The sequence below is a fragment of the Mycobacterium sp. KBS0706 genome (genome assembly GCF_005938675.2).
Taxonomy (GTDB): domain Bacteria; phylum Pseudomonadota; class Alphaproteobacteria; order DSM-16000; family Inquilinaceae; genus Inquilinus.
The window spans coordinates 16,381-31,886 of the sequence record NZ_VCCH02000002.1; the positions used below are offsets into that span (position 1 = coordinate 16,381).

The 15,506-nt window shown below is 71.0% G+C and carries 15 protein-coding genes; 7 read left to right on the plus strand and 8 right to left on the minus strand.

Going from position 1 to position 15,506, the window contains the following annotated elements:
• The first annotated feature begins 56 nt into the window (after positions 1-56).
• Genes FFK22_RS01140 through FFK22_RS01170 form a run of 7 tightly spaced genes read left to right on the plus strand, consistent with a single transcriptional unit; the run spans position 57 to position 7,842 of the window.
• Positions 57-1,691 (plus strand): ABC transporter substrate-binding protein, encoded by a 1,635-nt coding sequence (locus FFK22_RS01140; RefSeq protein WP_138886532.1) that lies wholly within the window; start codon positions 57-59, stop codon positions 1,689-1,691.
• Positions 1,692-1,703: 12 nt separating this feature from the next.
• Positions 1,704-2,774, plus strand: a complete 1,071-nt coding sequence (locus FFK22_RS01145; RefSeq protein ID WP_138886531.1) for an ABC transporter permease — start codon at positions 1,704-1,706, stop codon at positions 2,772-2,774.
• An 8-nt stretch (positions 2,775-2,782) separates the two neighbouring features.
• The gene (nikC, locus tag FFK22_RS01150; RefSeq protein ID WP_138886530.1) at positions 2,783-3,703 is read left to right on the plus strand and encodes a nickel transporter permease; all 921 of its coding nucleotides are present in this window, start codon (positions 2,783-2,785) and stop codon (positions 3,701-3,703) included.
• Positions 3,696-4,559, plus strand: coding sequence for an ABC transporter ATP-binding protein (locus FFK22_RS01155; protein WP_138886529.1), 864 nt, complete (start codon positions 3,696-3,698; stop codon positions 4,557-4,559). The genes nikC and FFK22_RS01155 overlap by 8 nt, the downstream gene beginning before the upstream one ends.
• Complete coding sequence (locus tag FFK22_RS01160) at positions 4,556-5,344, plus strand: ABC transporter ATP-binding protein (protein ID WP_138886528.1); 789 nt, start codon at positions 4,556-4,558, stop codon at positions 5,342-5,344. Before FFK22_RS01155 ends, FFK22_RS01160 begins: the two co-directional genes overlap by 4 nt.
• Positions 5,345-5,349: 5 nt before the next feature.
• A complete protein-coding gene (locus FFK22_RS01165; RefSeq protein WP_221938305.1) occupies positions 5,350-6,369 on the plus strand; it encodes a serine hydrolase in 1,020 nt (339 codons plus the stop codon).
• A gap of 12 nt (positions 6,370-6,381) precedes the next feature.
• The gene (locus tag FFK22_RS01170; RefSeq protein WP_138886527.1) at positions 6,382-7,842 is read left to right on the plus strand and encodes an MmgE/PrpD family protein; all 1,461 of its coding nucleotides are present in this window, start codon (positions 6,382-6,384) and stop codon (positions 7,840-7,842) included.
• On the opposite strand, the gene FFK22_RS01175 is transcribed toward FFK22_RS01170, so the two are convergent.
• The 8 genes from FFK22_RS01175 to mdcA form a co-directional block, all read right to left on the minus strand.
• Complete coding sequence (locus tag FFK22_RS01175) at positions 7,740-8,669, minus strand: LysR substrate-binding domain-containing protein (RefSeq protein WP_138886526.1); 930 nt, start codon at positions 8,667-8,669, stop codon at positions 7,740-7,742. The genes FFK22_RS01170 and FFK22_RS01175 overlap by 103 nt on opposite strands.
• A 267-nt stretch (positions 8,670-8,936) precedes the next feature.
• Complete coding sequence (mdcH, locus tag FFK22_RS01180; RefSeq protein WP_138886525.1) at positions 8,937-9,857, minus strand: malonate decarboxylase subunit epsilon; 921 nt, start codon at positions 9,855-9,857, stop codon at positions 8,937-8,939.
• A complete protein-coding gene (locus FFK22_RS01185; protein ID WP_138886524.1) occupies positions 9,854-10,681 on the minus strand; it encodes a malonate decarboxylase holo-ACP synthase in 828 nt (275 codons plus the stop codon). The genes mdcH and FFK22_RS01185 overlap by 4 nt, the downstream gene beginning before the upstream one ends.
• A gap of 1 nt (position 10,682) precedes the next feature.
• Positions 10,683-11,513, minus strand: coding sequence for a biotin-independent malonate decarboxylase subunit gamma (gene mdcE / locus FFK22_RS01190; RefSeq protein ID WP_138886523.1), 831 nt, complete (start codon positions 11,511-11,513; stop codon positions 10,683-10,685).
• Positions 11,510-12,355, minus strand: a complete 846-nt coding sequence (locus FFK22_RS01195; RefSeq protein ID WP_138886522.1) for a biotin-independent malonate decarboxylase subunit beta — start codon at positions 12,353-12,355, stop codon at positions 11,510-11,512. The genes mdcE and FFK22_RS01195 overlap by 4 nt, the downstream gene beginning before the upstream one ends.
• On the minus strand, positions 12,352-12,645 hold the full coding sequence (locus tag FFK22_RS44290; protein WP_138886521.1) for a malonate decarboxylase subunit delta: 294 nt from the start codon (positions 12,643-12,645) through the stop codon (positions 12,352-12,354). Before FFK22_RS44290 ends, FFK22_RS01195 begins: the two co-directional genes overlap by 4 nt.
• The gene (locus FFK22_RS01205) at positions 12,633-13,520 is read right to left on the minus strand and encodes a triphosphoribosyl-dephospho-CoA synthase (RefSeq protein ID WP_221938306.1); all 888 of its coding nucleotides are present in this window, start codon (positions 13,518-13,520) and stop codon (positions 12,633-12,635) included. Before FFK22_RS01205 ends, FFK22_RS44290 begins: the two co-directional genes overlap by 13 nt.
• Before the next feature lie 330 nt (positions 13,521-13,850).
• The gene (gene mdcA, locus FFK22_RS01210) at positions 13,851-15,491 is read right to left on the minus strand and encodes a malonate decarboxylase subunit alpha (protein WP_138886519.1); all 1,641 of its coding nucleotides are present in this window, start codon (positions 15,489-15,491) and stop codon (positions 13,851-13,853) included.
• Positions 15,492-15,506: the final 15 nt, after the last annotated feature.

Sequence of the window (15,506 nt, forward strand, 5' to 3'; positions counted from 1 at the left end):
GATGGTCGCGGAGGACGCCGGACAACAATCCCAGAACAAGCACGGAGGCTCGATCCATGTTCGCCCGTCCGATCCCGGCGCCGCCCGGATCCCGCCCGCTCCGCCATCTCCTCGGCGCGGCCTGCGGCGCCGCCATCCTCGCAGCGCCGCTTGCTGCCGGAGCCGCCACGCCATCGAACGCGCTGGTCATGGCCTGGAACATCGACGCGATCAGCACCTTCGACCCGGCCCAGATCGGCGAGGTGGTGACCAATGAGATCGTGCAGAACACCTGCGACTCCCTGGTCGATTTCGACCCGGCGGACGAGACCAAGGTGATCCCGCTCTTCGCCGAGAGCTGGGATGTGTCGGACGACCGGCTGCAGATCACCTTCCATCTGCGCAAGGGCGCCACCTTCCCCTCGGGCAATCCGGCGACGGCCGCCGAGACCGCCTGGTCGATGCAGCGCGTGGTCAAGCTCGGCTTCGGCAATGCGGCGACGCTGACCGAATACGGCTTCACCAAGGACAAGGTCGACACGCAGATCACCGCGCCCGACGACGCCACGCTCGTCATGAAGCTCGACAAGCCCTATCCGACCAACCTGGTCCTGCAGGCGATCGCGGCGAACCGCGTCTCCGCCACGATGGACACGAAGACGATCATGGCGAACGAGGTGAACGGCGACCTCGGAAACAAGTACCTCGCGACCCACACCGAATGCGTCGGCCCCTACAAGCTGGCGCAGTGGAACGCCGGCGAGGCCGTGGTGCTGCAGGCGAACGACAAGTATTGGGGCGAGGCGCCAGCGCTGAAGCGCGTCCTGATCCGCCATGTGGCGGAGGCGGGGACGCAGCGCCTGATGCTGACCCAGGGCGATGTCGATGTCGCCCGCGACCTGACGCCGGAAGACATGAAGGACCTGGAGAGCTCGCCGGACGTGTCGATCGTCCGGGTGCTGAAGCCGCAGCTGTTCTTCTGGACCTTCAACAACGCCGATCCGATCTTCTCGAACGAGAAGGTGCGCCTGGCGATGCGCTACCTGATCGACTATGACGGCCTCGGCAAGACGGTGATGACCTACACCGGCGTGCCGCGGGCCAGCTTCGTTCAATTGGGCGCGGTCGGCGCGCTGGACGAGAAGGAGGGGCAGCCCTTCTCCCTCGACCTCGACAAGGCCAAGGCGCTGCTGGCCGAGGCCGGCTACCCCAACGGCTTCAAGGCCACCGTCTTCATCGGCACCCTGCCGCATTCCGGCCCGATCGCTCAGAGCGTGCAGCAGAACGCCGCCAAGGTCGGCGTCGAGCTGACGCTGGAGCGGATGGCCAACGCCCAGCTGTTCAGCCGGGTGCGCGGGCGCGAATTCCAGACCGCGATGCAGGCCTGGCAGACCAGCGTGCCCGACGCCCATGGCAACGCCTCGCGGCTGGTCTACAACCCGGACAACCGGGTCGAGGCGAAGCTGACCCAGTATCCGGCCTGGCGGGCGGCCTTCTATTCCGAGGATGCGAACAAGAAGGTCGACGCGGCGCTGCTGGAGCCGGATCCGGAGAAGCGGAACGCGATCTACCGCGACCTGCAGCTGCAGATCATGCAGCAGGGGCCGATGGCGATCATGTTCCAGATGTACAACCCCGCCGCGATCCGCAAGTCCTTGAAGAACTGGAGCTGGAACGGCTTCCGCACCTACTACGAGTCGGTTGGCAAGTAGCGGCGCCGGGCCATGGTCGATGCCCCCATCGCCGTCCCGCGCCGGCCCGCCGCCCCAGGACGAAGGGTCTTCTCGTCCTGGGCCTTGGCGGCCGGCCGGACCGTGCTGTCCGTCGCCGTCACCCTGTTCGGGCTGGCCGCGCTGACCTTCTTCATCGGGCGGCTGCTGCCGCTCGATCCGGTTACCGCCATCCTCGGCGACAACGCCACCCAGGCGGCCTATGACGCGGTGTACCGGCAGCTCGGTCTGGACCAGCCGATCTGGGTCCAGTTCCTGCGCTACCTGCGCGACATCGTCAGCCTCGACCTCGGCACCGCCCTGACCACCGGCAAGCCGGTGGTCGAGGACATCGCCCGGGTGTTCCCGGCGACGCTGGAGCTGGCGACGGTCGCCATCATCATCGGCACCGGCTTCGGCATCCCGCTGGGCGTGCTGGCGGCGATGTACCGCGACAGCGTGGTCGACCACGTCGTCCGCGTCGTCGGCCTGCTGGGCTATTCGGCGCCGACCTTCTGGCTCGGGCTGATGGGACTGGTGCTGTTCTACGCCACGCTCGGCTGGGTCGGCGGGCCTGGGCGCATCGACGTGCTCTACGAGTTCGACATCGAGCCGATGACCGGCTTCCTGCTGCTCGACACCGCGCTGCGGGGGCAGTGGGAGGTGTTCGGCAACGTCTTCAGCCATGTCATCCTGCCGGCCTCGATCCTGGGCTTCAGCGCGCTAGCCTATATCAGCCGCATGACCCGCAGTTTCATGATCGAGCAGCTGGGTCAGGAATATGTGGTGGCGGCGCGGGTCAAGGGCCTGGACTGGGCCCGCACCGTCTGGATCCACGCCTTCCGCAACATCGCTGTGCAGGTGGTGACGGTGGTGGCCCTGTCCTACGCCTTCCTGCTGGAGGGCGCGGTGCTGACCGAGACGGTGTTCGCCTGGCCCGGCTTCGGCCGCTACCTGACCAACACTCTGCTGGCCGGCGACATGAACGCGGTGGTCGGCTGCACGCTGCTGATCGGCGTCATCTTCGTGACGCTGAACCTGGTGTGCGACCTGCTGTACCGCATCTTCGACCCTCGCACCCGATGAGCGCGGACATGCCCAGCGACATCGCTTCACGACCCGGCTCGATCCGCGCCTGGCTGCACGCCCCGGTCCCGGCCTCGCCGATGCAGGCCCGGGCCCAGCAGTTGTGGCTCAAGCTGCTGCGGCTGGTGGGCAACCCCCCGGCGCTGCTGGGGCTGGTCATCCTGCTGGTGATCCTGGTGATGGCGGTGTTCGCGCCGCTGATCGCGACCCACGACATCTACGCCCAGGACCTCGCCATCCGGCTGCAGCCTCCCTCGGCCGCGCATATCCTCGGCACCGACGAGCTCGGCCGCGACGTGTTCAGCCGCATCGTCTTCGGCGCCCGGATCACGCTCTACATCGCCGTGCTGACGGCGCTGATCGTGGCGCCGATCGGCCTCTTGATCGGCACCACCTCGGGCTATCTCGGCGGCTGGGTCGACATCGTGCTGATGCGCGTCGTCGACATCTTCCTGGCCTTCCCCAGCCTGGTGCTGGCGCTGGCCTTCGTCGCCGCGTTGGGCCCCGGCATCCAGAACGCGATCATCGCCATCTCGCTCGCCGCCTGGCCGCCGATCGCGCGGCTGGCGCGGGCCGAGACGCTGTCGATCCGGTCCTCCGACTACATCGCCGCGGTCCGGCTGCAGGGGGCGTCGTCGCTGCGCATCATCCTGTCCCATGTGGTGCCGATGTGCCTGCCCTCGGTGGTGGTGCGGATCACGCTCAACATGGCGGCGATCATCCTGACCGCCGCCGGGCTCGGCTTCCTTGGCCTCGGGGCGCAGCCGCCCAGTCCCGAATGGGGGGCGATGCTCTCCAGCGGCCGCGAATTCGTGCTGACCAGCTGGTGGATCGCGGCGATCCCCGGCTGCGCCATCCTGCTCACCAGCCTCGCCTTCAATCTCTTCGGCGACGGGCTGCGCGACATCCTGGACCCCCGCCATGGCTGAACCGCTCCTGCAGGTCGAGGACCTGCGCATCGACTTTCTCGGCGGCCGCGGCACGATCCAGGCCGTGCGCGGCATCTCCTTCGGCGTCGGGCGCGAGAAGGTCGGCATCGTCGGCGAATCCGGCTCCGGCAAATCGCTGACCGGTCGTTCGGTCATGAAGCTGACGCCCAAGGCGGCGCGGGTGACGGCGCGGCGGCTCGCCTTCGACGGCATCGACCTCCTCGCGGCCTCGGAGCGGCGGATGAGGGCGATCCGCGGCAACCGCATCTCGATGATCCTGCAGGACCCGAAATTCTCGCTGAACCCGCTGATGCGGGTCGGCCGGCAGATCACCGAGGCCTACCGGCTGCACCACCGGGTCGGCGCGCGCGAGGCGACGGCGCGGGCGCTGGAGATGCTGGACGCCGTCCGCATCCGCGACCCCGATCGGGTGTTCCGCCTGTTCCCGCACGAGGTCTCCGGCGGCATGGGCCAGCGCATCATGATCGCGATGATGCTGATCCCCGAGCCGGACCTGATCATCGCCGACGAGCCGACATCGGCGCTGGACGTCACGGTGCGGCGGCAGGTTCTGACCATCCTCGACGAGCTGGTGACACGGCGCGGCACCGGGCTGATGTTCATCAGCCACGACCTCAACCTGGTGGCCGATTTCTGCGACCGGGTGCTGGTGATGTATGCCGGGCGGATCATGGAGGACCTGCCGGCGCGGGAGCTGCACCGGGCGCGCCACCCCTACACCCGGGCGCTGCTGGACAGCCTGCCGCAGCTCGACCGGCCGGTCGACACGCTGCAGGTGCCCAGCCGCGACCCGGCCTGGCTCGACGGGCCGACCTTCGCCGGAGCCGCGGCATGACCGGCACGATCCTGGAAGCGGTCGGCCTGCACGTCACCTTCGGCTCCGGCGCCGCGGCGATGACCGCGGTCGACGACGTCTCCTTCGTCCTGAAGCAGGGCGAATCCTTCGGGCTGATCGGCGAATCCGGCTGCGGCAAGTCGACCGTGCTGAGGGCCCTCGCCGGCCTCAACACCGCGTATGGCGGGTCGATCCTGTTCCGTGACCACGAGGTGCCGCGCAAGCGCGACAAGGCGTTCTTCCGCCGGGTGCAGATGGTGTTCCAGGATCCCTATGCCTCGCTGCATCCGCGCAAGATGGTGCGGGCCGTGCTGTCCGAGCCCCTGCGGATCCACGGCTTCGACCGGCCGGAGCAGCGGATCGACGCGGCGCTCGACGCCGTCGGCCTCGGCCGGAGCTTCCGCTACCGCTATCCCCACGAGCTGTCGGGCGGGCAGCGCCAGCGCGTCGCCATCGCCCGCAGCCTGATCATCGAGCCGGAGATCCTGCTGCTGGACGAGCCGACCTCCGCCCTCGACGTCTCGGTCCAGGCGGAGATCCTGAACCTGCTCAAGGCGCTGCGGCGCGATCGCGGCCTGACCTATCTGATGGTGACCCACGACCTTCCGGTCATCGCCCATCTCTGCGACCGCATCGCCATGATGAATGGGGGGCGCATCGTCGAGGAGATGACGGCGCAGGGCGTCCGTGCCCGCCAGGCGCAGGACGCATACACGCGCAGCTTCCTGGAGGCGAGCACAGGCTACCGGCCGGCGCCCGAGACGGAAGAGGCGATAGCATCGTGAGACCGTTGAGCTCAACCGAACCGGCCGATCCCTGGCCCGGCACGATCTGGGACATGGTCGAGGATATCCGGTCGGCCGGCTGGTCGCTGGAGCATCTCGACCGGATCTGGGCCCATGCCGACCGGATCGGCACCGCTGCCCTGATGATCGTGCAGGGCGGCCGGGTGATCGCCAGCCGCGGCGATGTCACCCGGCGCTATCTGTGCCATTCGATCCGCAAGAGCTTCCTCAGCGCCCTGATCGGCACCCACCGGGGCGACGACGCCATCGACCTGTCGCTGACCCTGGACACGCTCGGCATCGACGACCGCGAGGGGCTCAGCGAGCGCGAGAAGCAGGCGACCATCTACGACCTCCTGACCGCCCGGTCCGGCATCTTCCACCCCGCGGGCTACGAGACGGCCTGGATGAAGTCGCTGAAGCCGCCGCGCCATGCGCACGCGCCGGGCACGGCCTGGTGCTACAGCAACTGGGACTTCAACGCGCTCGGCACGATCTACACGCAGCTGACCGGCCTCGGCATCCACGCCGCTTTCCGCGACCGGATCGCCGCGCCGCTCGGCATGCAGGATTTCCGCCTCGATGCGGAGCAGGCGGATGGCTGGCTGCGGCCCGATCCGTGCTCGGTCCATCCGGCCTATCCGTTCCGGATGTCGACACGCGACCTCGCGCGCTTCGGCCTGCTGTTCCTGCGTGATGGCCGCTGGGGCGACCGGGAGGTGGTGCCGCAGAACTGGGTGGCCGCCAGCGTGCTGCCCTATTCCGACGCCGGGCCACGCGGCGCCTATGGCTATATGTGGTGGGTGGCGCGGCAGGGCATCGCCTTCCCGGGCGCGATCGTGCCGGAGGGTACCTATAGCGCCTGGGGCTCCGGCGGCCATTACTGCGTGGTCATCCCGCCGCTCGACGTCGTCATCGTCCACCGCGCCGACACCGACGTGAAGGGACAGGAGATCGACCGGTTCCAGTTCGGCCGGCTACTCGCCCTGATCCTCGACGCCCGCAGGGCCGGCATGGCCGCCTGAACTGGAGGAACCATGGCCAGCATCATCGAGGCGATCGCGCGTTGGAGCCGCTCCGGGGTCGAGTTCGGTGATCTCGCCCGTCTCCGCGCCCGCCACGCCATCGCCGACACCATCGGCTGCATGCTGGCCGGGGCCGGCGACCCGTCGGTGCAGGCGGTGCGCGCCGCCTTTGCCGGCTCGATCGCCGACGGACCGCGCTGCACCCTGGTCGGCGGCGGGCAGGCGGCAGAGAGCCTGTCCGCCCTGCTCAACGGCACGGCGGCGCATGCGCTCGACTATGACGACAACTTCCGCCCGGCCTGCAGCCACGCCTCGGCGGTGCTGGTGCCGGCGCTGTTCGGCGTCGCGCTGGCCCGCGGCATGTCGGGGCGGGCGCTGGTCGACGCCTATCTGGTCGGGCTGGAGGCGCAGGCCGCGGTCGGGCGTGGGGTCAACCCGTCGCATTACACCGCCGGCTGGCATGCCACTTCGACCGTCGGCTGCATCGGCACGGCGGCGGGCGTGGCCTGGCTGCGCGGCCTGGACGAGGCCGGCATTGCCCGGGCGATGAGTCTCGCCGTCAGCATGGCCGCCGGGGTGAAGGGCCAGTTCGGCACGCTCGCCAAGCCGCTGCATGCCGGGCTGGCCGCGCGCAACGCGGTCGAGGCCGCGGCGCTGGCGGAATGCGGCATGACCGGCCGCATCGACATCCTGGAGGCGCCGCAGGGCTTCCGCGAGCTGTTCGGCGGCCCCGATGCCGCGGGCTGGGACGCGGTCGCGGTCGGCGCGCCGCATGTGATCGAGAGCGAGGGGCTGATGCCGAAGCGCCACCCCTGCTGCGGCTCGACCCACAATGCCGTCGACATCGTCCTCGACCTGAAGGCGCAGCACGGCTTCACGGCAGCGGCGGTGACGACGGTCGAGACGCTGGTCGGCATCGTCAACCGGCGCAACCTCGCCTACCCGAATCCGACGGACGAGATGCAGGCGCGCTTCTCGATGCAGTACTGCATCGCCCTGGCCCTGTTGAAGGACCGGCTGGAGCTGTCGGACTTCACCGCCGACGCGGTCGGGGCCGAGCCGATGCGTGCCCTGCTGCCTCGGGTCACCATGACCTCCCATTCGGCGGAGGCGGAGCGGGCGGCCGGGCGGGCGCTGCCGCACCGGGTCACCATCCGCCTCGCCGATGGCCGGGTGCTGTCGGGCGAGCGCGGCGAGGCCAAGGGCACCATCGCCGATCCGTTCGACGATGCCGACCGCCGCGCCAAGTTCGCCGATTGCTGCCGCGGCACGCTCGCTGCCGGAGATATCGAACGCCTGCACGACCGCCTCGACCGGCTGGACGGGCAGGAGAGCCTGGCCTTCCTCGAGCAATCGCTCGCGCGGGCCGGTCAGACCGCCGAGATCCTGCGGGGCAGGGGCATCTCGTCGCGCCCGTCGGGGATGGCCGACCAGAACCGATCGGCGCAGGCGCGGGGGGCGGAGGCCCGGTAGAGCCGGATCTCGACATCCAGCGTCCAGCTCGGGTTGCCGGCCCGGACCAGGGCGCCGGAGCGCAGATCCTCCGCGATCAGGCTTTCCGGGATCCAGGCCAGACCGCGCCCGGCCAGCGCCATGGCCTTGAGGCCGGCCGACATGGCGTTCTCATAGACCACGGCGAGCGGCAGCGGGCGCCCGGCGAACAGCTTGACCAGGCCATGGCCGAAGAAGGAGCCGGTGCCGTAGCTGAGATACTGGATCGGCCCAGTACCGCTGTCGATCGCATGCAGCGGCCGGCCCCGGGCGTCGGGGGAGGAGACCGGGATGACCCGCTCCTCGCCCAGGCAGCGGTGCTCGCAATAGGCGATGTCGCTCATCAGCGGCACCGATTCATGGGCGTAGGTCAGCAGGAAGTCGCACTCGCCGTCGAGCAGCGTGGCGATGAGGCCGGCGAAGGTCGGCCGGGTCTCGAATCGGGTGCGCAGCGGGCCGAGCTGGCTCTCCAGCCGCCGGATCCAGGTCGGGAAGAAGGTCAGCGACAGGGTGTTCAGCGTGGCGATGGTCAGGGTCTCCGCCGCCGCGTCGTGCCGGTGCCGCAGGTCGATCCGGGTCTGGTGCACGAGATCCAGGATCTTTCGCGCTCGCGGCAGGAAATCCTGGCCTTCCAGGGTCAGGCGCACGGGATAGCTGGTGCGGTCGAACAGCGGCACGCCGATCCAGGTCTCGAGCTGCCGGATGCGGCGACTGAGGGCGGATTGCGTGACGTGGCGCTCATCCGCGGACCGGGAGAAGCTCGATGTCGCGGACAGGCTGAGAAAATCTTCCAGCCATTTGACTTCCATCAGGGGCCTCCGCTCGGGGTTCGGGGCAGCCACGCGATCTCGACGGGATGGGGGCCGGACGTCCGGACGGAAGAGACGCCGGTTCCGGCTGGGCGATACTGCGTCATCCGCAGCGACTGTGGAACCGGGAGCTCATGCAGGCAGCGTACCAGCCCGGGATTCGCCGGCCGGCGGAGCGCACCGGCAGCCGGCGTGACCAGGAGACAGGCACGACCCGACGATGTGATCAAGACGGAGGCAGTTGGAAGGACGGGCGTCCTCCGGCTCTCACCGGTCTCCGGCGCGGGCGGCGAAGGCCCGGGCGCCCGCCAGCGACAGGCTCTCCATGTCCCGGTAGGCCAGGTCGGGGAATTCCGCTGCGGCCAGCCGGGTCAGGACCGTGCCGGGCGGCATCTCCAGGAAGGTGGTGGCGCCATGCTCCGCCATCAGGGTGACGCTGTCGGACCAGCGCACCGGATGGGCCAGGTTGGTCGCCAGCTCCTCCCGCACTGCGGCGACATCGCGCAGAACCCGGGCCCTCCGGTTGCCGACCATGGCGATGCGGGGCGCCGCGACAGGCACCGACTCGACTGTCGCCGTCAGGGCCGCCGCGGCGTCGTCCATCAGCGGACAATGGGACGGCACGGCCACGGCCAGCCGCTCCGCCCGCCGCGCGCCGGCCTGCTGTGCGGCGTCGATCGCGCGGTCCAGCGCGGGATCGGCGCCGCTCAGCACGAACTCCGCCGGCCCGTTGAGATTGGCGAGGTAGAGAAGCGGACCTGCCGCGGCGACGATCGTCTCGACCCGGCGCTGCGTCAGCCCGGTCACCGCGACCATGCCGAATCCGGCCGGGCAGGCCTGCTCCATCAGCCGCGCCCGGCGATCGACCAGGCGCAGCGCGTCGGGGAAGGTGAGGGCGCCCGCCGTCACCGCGGCGGCGAAAGACCCGACCGAGAGCCCGGCGACCATGGCTGGGGCGACGCCTTCCGCCGCCAGGGCGCGCGCGGTGGCGGCGCCGGCGACGAGCAGGCCGATCTGCACCGCCACCGTCGATTGCAGGGCGGAGGCTTCGTCCAGCTCCAGGACCTCCCGCCCCAGCACCGCGCTGGCCTCCTGCAGCGTCGCTGCGACGGCCGGGTGGTCCGGCAGCCGGTGCAGAAAGCCGGGGCTCTGCGCCCCCTGGCCCGGGAACAGGAAGGCGAGGCTCATGCCGGCTCGGTCCAGGGATCGCGGACCAGCCGCGGCCCGGTGGGGGCTTTGACCACGACGGGGCCACCCGCGGCGATCTCGGCCAGGCTGCAGGCGCCGAGCGGGGTCTCCACCGCCATGTCGACCCGGACCCGCAGCACCGCGAGGGCCGCGAGCAGACGGCAGGCCTCGGCCGGGCTCATCCGGCGCGGCGCACGCAGGACGATGTCCAGATCGCTGTCCGGACGTGTCGTCGGATGCCCGGTGGCGAGCTCGAAGCCGACACTGCCGGCCGGACCCCAGTCCGATCCGGCGAGGAGGGTGGCGACGGCGTCGAGAGCCGCCAGTGCCGGGATCTCGGACTGACGCCAGGCTCGGGCCGCAGCCAGATCCTCCGGCGTGCGGCACTCGACGATCGCGGCCGGCGGCAGCCAGGCCGCGCAGCGTTCGGAACGGCCGTGCCCGCGGATGCCGACCGGCAGCAGGCCGTCGCAGGCCAATGCCCGGCGCGCCACCACCCACGGCACCGCCGCCAGCGACGCCGCGGCCCAACCGGGCAGGCCCCGGGCCAGTTCGGTGAGGGCTGCAGGGTCGACCCGCAAGAGGTCGTGCGGTTGGAACAGTCCTGCAAGCCAGACGGAGCTCTTCTCGTTTTTGTCCCCCCTCCCCTTGCGGGAGGGGGGTAGGGGGAGGGGGCTGCGCGCGTCCGCGCGCGAATGGGAAGGCAACCGCCGGGCCGACTCGTCCAGTTGTGGAGCGAGCGGAGAGAACCCCCTCCCCCTATCCCCCTCCCGCGAGGGGAGGGGGGACTCATTAATCCAGGCGCTGCTCCCGCCTTCGCTCATCTCACTCGGCGTCCCATTGCTCTGCAAGCCGGCGGCGCACCTCGATCGAGGCGGACCGGGCCTGCCGTGCCTCGGGCGAGGCCAGGCGGGAGGACAGGTAGCGGTCGCCTGAGGCCCGGATATCGGCCACCGCCGCCGCCAGCTCGGCCCGCACCCTCTCGACATCCGCGCCGCCCGGCGCCTCCGCCGACACACCCTCGATCAGACGGTGCAGCAGGCCGAGCCCGGCATAGGCGCGGATGCCATAGGCCATCGGCGGAACCTGCTCGCCCAGCCGGTCGAGCTCGGCGACCGTGCGGCGGGTGACGCGCGCCGCGGCCTCCCGGCCCATGGCGTGGACCAGCACGCCGTCATCGGCCAGCGCCAGGATGCGGTTGGCCTGGTAGCCATGGGCCAGGAAGGCACCGGACATCGCCTTGCCGACCAGGAGCGCCACCACCGGATGGCCGGCCAGCCGGGCAGTCGCGTAGGCGTCGGCCGCCGCGGCGCAGGCGAGGTGGATGCCCAGCATCTCCTCCTGCCGGCCATAGGCCTGGCTGGTCACGTCGACCACCGCGATGATCGGGCGGGGAGCGCCGCCCTGGTCGGCCTCGATCACGGCGCGGACCGCCGCGGCCAGGCCCCAACCCTCGTCCAGCCCGACCTCGCCGTGCCGGGCTCGCGGGAAGCGGTTGGCCGGGTCGGGCACCACCGCGATGAAGCGCGCGGGCTCGCCGCCCAGCGGCGCATCGGCGGCCAGCACGGTCGACGTGCCCTCGACCGCAGTTCCCGTCCCGGCCAGGGCCGAGAGCCAGATCCGGCCCCGGCTGTCGGATGATGCTGTCGTGCTCATGACACGCTCTCCTCGCCCCACAGGGCTCTCAGCGTTTCTGGCGTCGGCGGCGCGGCGGGGTCGATCGCCGCCAGCCTCGCCCGGTACAGCTCGACCGCGCCGCTGCGATAGGTCCCCGTCACGCCGGCGGCGAAGGCGGCGCGCACGGCCTCGGTGATTGCCGCGGCATCATCCGCGACCAGTGCGTCGACGAAGCCGGCGTCCCGGCGCTGCTCGCCGCCGATCAGGCTCCAGATCAGCTTGCGGTCGGAGGAGTCCAGCTCCTCGATCCCCGCCTCCTGCTCGATCACCTCCGGCCCGTTCATGCCGAGCCGGGCCTGCCGGGTGACGATCAGCGTGCTGCACAGCGCCGCCGCCAGCGACATGCCGCCGAAGCAGCCGACCATGCCGCAGATCACCCCGACCACCGGCACATGCGGCCGCAGCGCCAGGATGCCGGCCTGGATCTCGGCGATGGCGGCGAGGCCCAGATTGGCCTCCTGCAGCCGCACGCCGCCGGTCTCGAACAGGATCACCGGCCGGGTCGGGATGCCGCGCTCATGGTCGGCCAGCGCCCGCTCCAGCGCCCCGGCGATCTTGGCGCCGGCGACCTCGCCCATGCTGCCGCCCTGATAGGCGCTCTCGATCGCGGCGACGACGGCCGGCTGGCCGTCGATCCGGCCGCGGGCCAGCACCACCCCGTCATCGGACTGGGTCGGGATGCCCTGCAGCGGCAGCCAGGGCGAGACCAGCCGGTCGAATGGCCCGAGGATCTCACGGACGCTGCCGTCGTCCAGCAGGGCGCCGGCGCGGTCGCGGGCGGTCAGCTCGATGAAGCTGTTGCGGCTTGCGATGGCGTTCATGACTTCGTCGCCTCCACCGCCTGCTCCAGGCGCAGCGCCACCATGCCCGGCGTGGCGCCGAAATCATTGATCTCGACCGAGGCGGCGACGCCGTGGCGGGCGATGAAGCGATCCAGCACTGCCCGCCAGACCGCGCCGTAGCCATCGACGCTGGTGGTGACGCGGAAATGGGCCTGGCCGTCCGGCGAGGGCTCGATCAGCACCTCGAGATTGCCGGAGCCGACGACGCCGACATGGACGCGCTTCGGCACGGGCGTGGTCGCGGGGTAATCGAAGCTCAGGCGTTCCATGGGACGAAGCTCCGGTCGATGCGGTCGAGGAACAGGGCGGCGGCCAGCAGGTCCGCCGAGCCGCCGGGCGACACCCAGCGGGCGAGGAGATCGGCGTCGAGCGCCTGCAGCGCCGCACGGCCGGCCGTGCTGGCGGTGCCGCCGGCGGCCAGCACGGCGCGGGCGCCGGATTGCGCCGCCGCCAGCGCCGGGCGGCCGCCGCGATGCAGCAGGCAGGTGTCGTCCAGCGATGCCATCACCGCCAGCAGCGCGTCCAGCCGGGCCTCGGTCTCCGTCGCCCCGGCGGCGCGGCTGGCGCTCAGGGCGGGGAGGGCGACGGCGACGACATGCGGGAAGCCGGCCCGGGCCTCGCCGCGGGCGCCGGCGGCGCCATGCGCCTGCAGCGCCTGCTCGCCGTTGCTCGCGGACTGCGGCGCGAACCGGTCGGGCCAGCGCGCGATCGCGGCGGCCACCGCGGCGATGTGGCGGGCGCCGGCCGGGCCGGCGATCGCCGCCCCGGCCAGCAGCAACCCCAGCGCCCAGATCGCGCCGCGATGGGCGTTGCTGCCGCCGGTCGCCGCCATCATGTGGATCTCGCCGACGCGGCCGATCGCAGCAAGCTCCTCGCGTAGCGCCTGGTCCGGCGCGCGGCCCCGGGCGGCCTCGGCCATGGCGTGGAAGGCCGGGCGCAGGGCCCAGGCGCTGCGGCGCAGAATCTCCAGGTCCAGGTCGCGATGGGCGCCGGGGCCGCGCCGGTCGACCAGGCCGGGCTTCGGGGTCAGCTCGGCCTCCTCGACCAGCGCCCAGGCGGCGAGGTCGGCGAGGGTGTCGGAGGTGATAACGGCTGGAGGATTCTCCTTTCTAGTCCCCCCTCCCCTCGCGGCCACGGCTTTCACACATCGATCGTCGATACCAACGGCGGAGCTGTGAACCAATTGCCTCTCCCGCTTGCGGGAGAGGTCGGACATCCGAAGGATGTCCGGGTGAGGGTATAGCGGTTTCGCCGAAAGTGCTGCTTTGCCACGAGCGAGCGCATGATCCGGCCGGCCCTGAAACAGCGGTCCTGGCGTCGCGGCCGCGTCGCCCTCACCCGGTTTCGCTGCGCGAGCCCGGCCTCTCCCGCAAGCGGGAGAGGCAATTTGACAGCACCCTGAGATCTGTGAATCCGATAGCCCGCGAGGGGAGGGGGGACTCAGTGTGAAAGTGTCGATCTTGCCCATCGCCGGTCACCAGCTGCGGAACCGGGCGGGGGGGCGGTACAGCCCGCCGGACCAGTCCACCAGGTCGTCGATCGAGCGCGCCGCCAGCAGCGAGCGGTTCGCCTGCAGCCGGCTGACGCCGAGATCCTCGGGATAGGCGACGATGCCGCGGGCCCGCAGGTCGGCGGTCCGCTTCGCCTCCGCCCGCCGGCCGATCTCGGTGGCGCCGGCCACGGCGGCGATGGCGGCGCGCCGTTCCTCGCCGCCCTCGGCCTTGTAGAGATAGGCGATGCCCTCCTCGGTCACGACATGGGAGACGTCGTCGCCATAGATCATCACCGGGGCGACCGGCATGCCGCTGTTGCGGCCGACCTCGACCGCGTCGAGCGTCTCGACGAAGGCCGGCACGCCGCCCGACTTGAAGGTCTCGACCGTCTGCACCACCAGCTTGCGGCCGCGGGCGACCGGCGCCTTGGAGGTCATCAGGCTGAGCCAGGCGTCGCTGGCGTGGCGGCGGCCGCGCGGGTCGTGGCCCATATTCGGGGCGCCGCCGAAGCCGGCCAGCCTGCCGAGGGTGACGGTGGAGGAGTTGCCGTCCGCATCCATCTGCAGGGTCGAGCCGATGAACAGGTCGACACCGTATTGCCCGGCCAACTGGCAGAACACGCGGTTCGACCGCAGGCTGCCGTCGCGGCCGACGAAGAAGATGTCCGGCCGGGCGCGGATGTAGTCCTCCATCCCGACCTCGCTGCCGAAGCAGTGGACGCTCTCGACCCAGCCGCTCTCGATCGCCGGGATCAGCGTCGGATGCGGGTTCAGCGCCCAGTTGCGGCAGATCTTCCCTCTCAGCCCCAGGCTCTCGCCATAGGTCGGCAGCAGCAGCTCCACCGCCGCGGTGTCGAAGCCGATGCCGTGGTTGAGGGAGGTGACGCCGTGCCGCTCGTAGATCCCGCGGATGATCATCATCCCCATCAGGATCTGCAGCTCGCCGATATGGCGCGGGTCGCGGGTGAACAGCGGCTCGACCGCGAAGGGCCGGTCGGCCTCGACCACGAAATCCACCCAGGAGGCCGGGATGTCGACCCGCGGCAGCTCGTCCACGATCTCATTGACCTGAGCCACCACCACGCCGTGCCGGAAGGCCGTGGCCTCGACGATGGTCGGCGTGTCCTCGGTGTTGGCGCCGGTGTAGAGGTTGCCGTGCCGGTCCGCCTTCTCGGCGCAGACCAGCGCCACCTGCGGCGTCAGGTCGACGAACATCCGGGCGTAGAGTTCGACATAGGTGTAGATCGCGCCGATCTCGAGCTTGCCGTCCTCCAGGAGCTGCGCCACGCGCAGGCTCTGCGGCCCGGCGAAGGAGAAGTCGACCTTGCGGGCGATGCCGCGCTCGAACAGGTCGAGATGCTCGCGCCGGCCGAGGGTCGAGATCAGCAGGTGCAGGTCGTGGACCTTGGCGGGATCGAGCCCGGCCAGGGACCGGGACAGGAAGTCGGCCTGCTTCTGGTTGTCGCCCTCCAGCGCGACGCGGTCGCCCGGCTCGATCAGCGCCGTCAGCGCGTCGCCGATCCGTTCCGGCTTCAGCACCGCACCGTCGGCGAAGGCGGCGGCGCGCTGCAGGCGTCTCGCCTTGCGGGCGGGCAGCGTCGACCAGGTCCGTGCGGCTTGCATCGGTCTCTCCGCAGG

Coding starts and splice junctions, on each gene's coding strand:
- FFK22_RS01155 (WP_138886529.1), top strand. CDS start 3,696: ATGGCTGAACCGCTCCTGCAGGTCGAGGACCTGCGCATCGACTTTCTC.
- FFK22_RS01145 (WP_138886531.1), top strand. CDS start 1,704: ATGGTCGATGCCCCCATCGCCGTCCCGCGCCGGCCCGCCGCCCCAGGA.
- FFK22_RS01170 (WP_138886527.1), top strand. CDS start 6,382: ATGGCCAGCATCATCGAGGCGATCGCGCGTTGGAGCCGCTCCGGGGTC.
- nikC (WP_138886530.1), top strand. CDS start 2,783: ATGCCCAGCGACATCGCTTCACGACCCGGCTCGATCCGCGCCTGGCTG.
- FFK22_RS44290 (WP_138886521.1), bottom strand. CDS start 12,645: ATGGAACGCCTGAGCTTCGATTACCCCGCGACCACGCCCGTGCCGAAG.
- mdcA (WP_138886519.1), bottom strand. CDS start 15,491: ATGCAAGCCGCACGGACCTGGTCGACGCTGCCCGCCCGCAAGGCGAGA.
- FFK22_RS01140 (WP_138886532.1), top strand. CDS start 57: ATGTTCGCCCGTCCGATCCCGGCGCCGCCCGGATCCCGCCCGCTCCGC.
- FFK22_RS01195 (WP_138886522.1), bottom strand. CDS start 12,355: ATGAACGCCATCGCAAGCCGCAACAGCTTCATCGAGCTGACCGCCCGC.
- mdcE (WP_138886523.1), bottom strand. CDS start 11,513: ATGAGCACGACAGCATCATCCGACAGCCGGGGCCGGATCTGGCTCTCG.
- FFK22_RS01160 (WP_138886528.1), top strand. CDS start 4,556: ATGACCGGCACGATCCTGGAAGCGGTCGGCCTGCACGTCACCTTCGGC.
- mdcH (WP_138886525.1), bottom strand. CDS start 9,857: ATGAGCCTCGCCTTCCTGTTCCCGGGCCAGGGGGCGCAGAGCCCCGGC.
- FFK22_RS01175 (WP_138886526.1), bottom strand. CDS start 8,669: ATGGAAGTCAAATGGCTGGAAGATTTTCTCAGCCTGTCCGCGACATCG.
- FFK22_RS01185 (WP_138886524.1), bottom strand. CDS start 10,681: ATGAGCGAAGGCGGGAGCAGCGCCTGGATTAATGAGTCCCCCCTCCCC.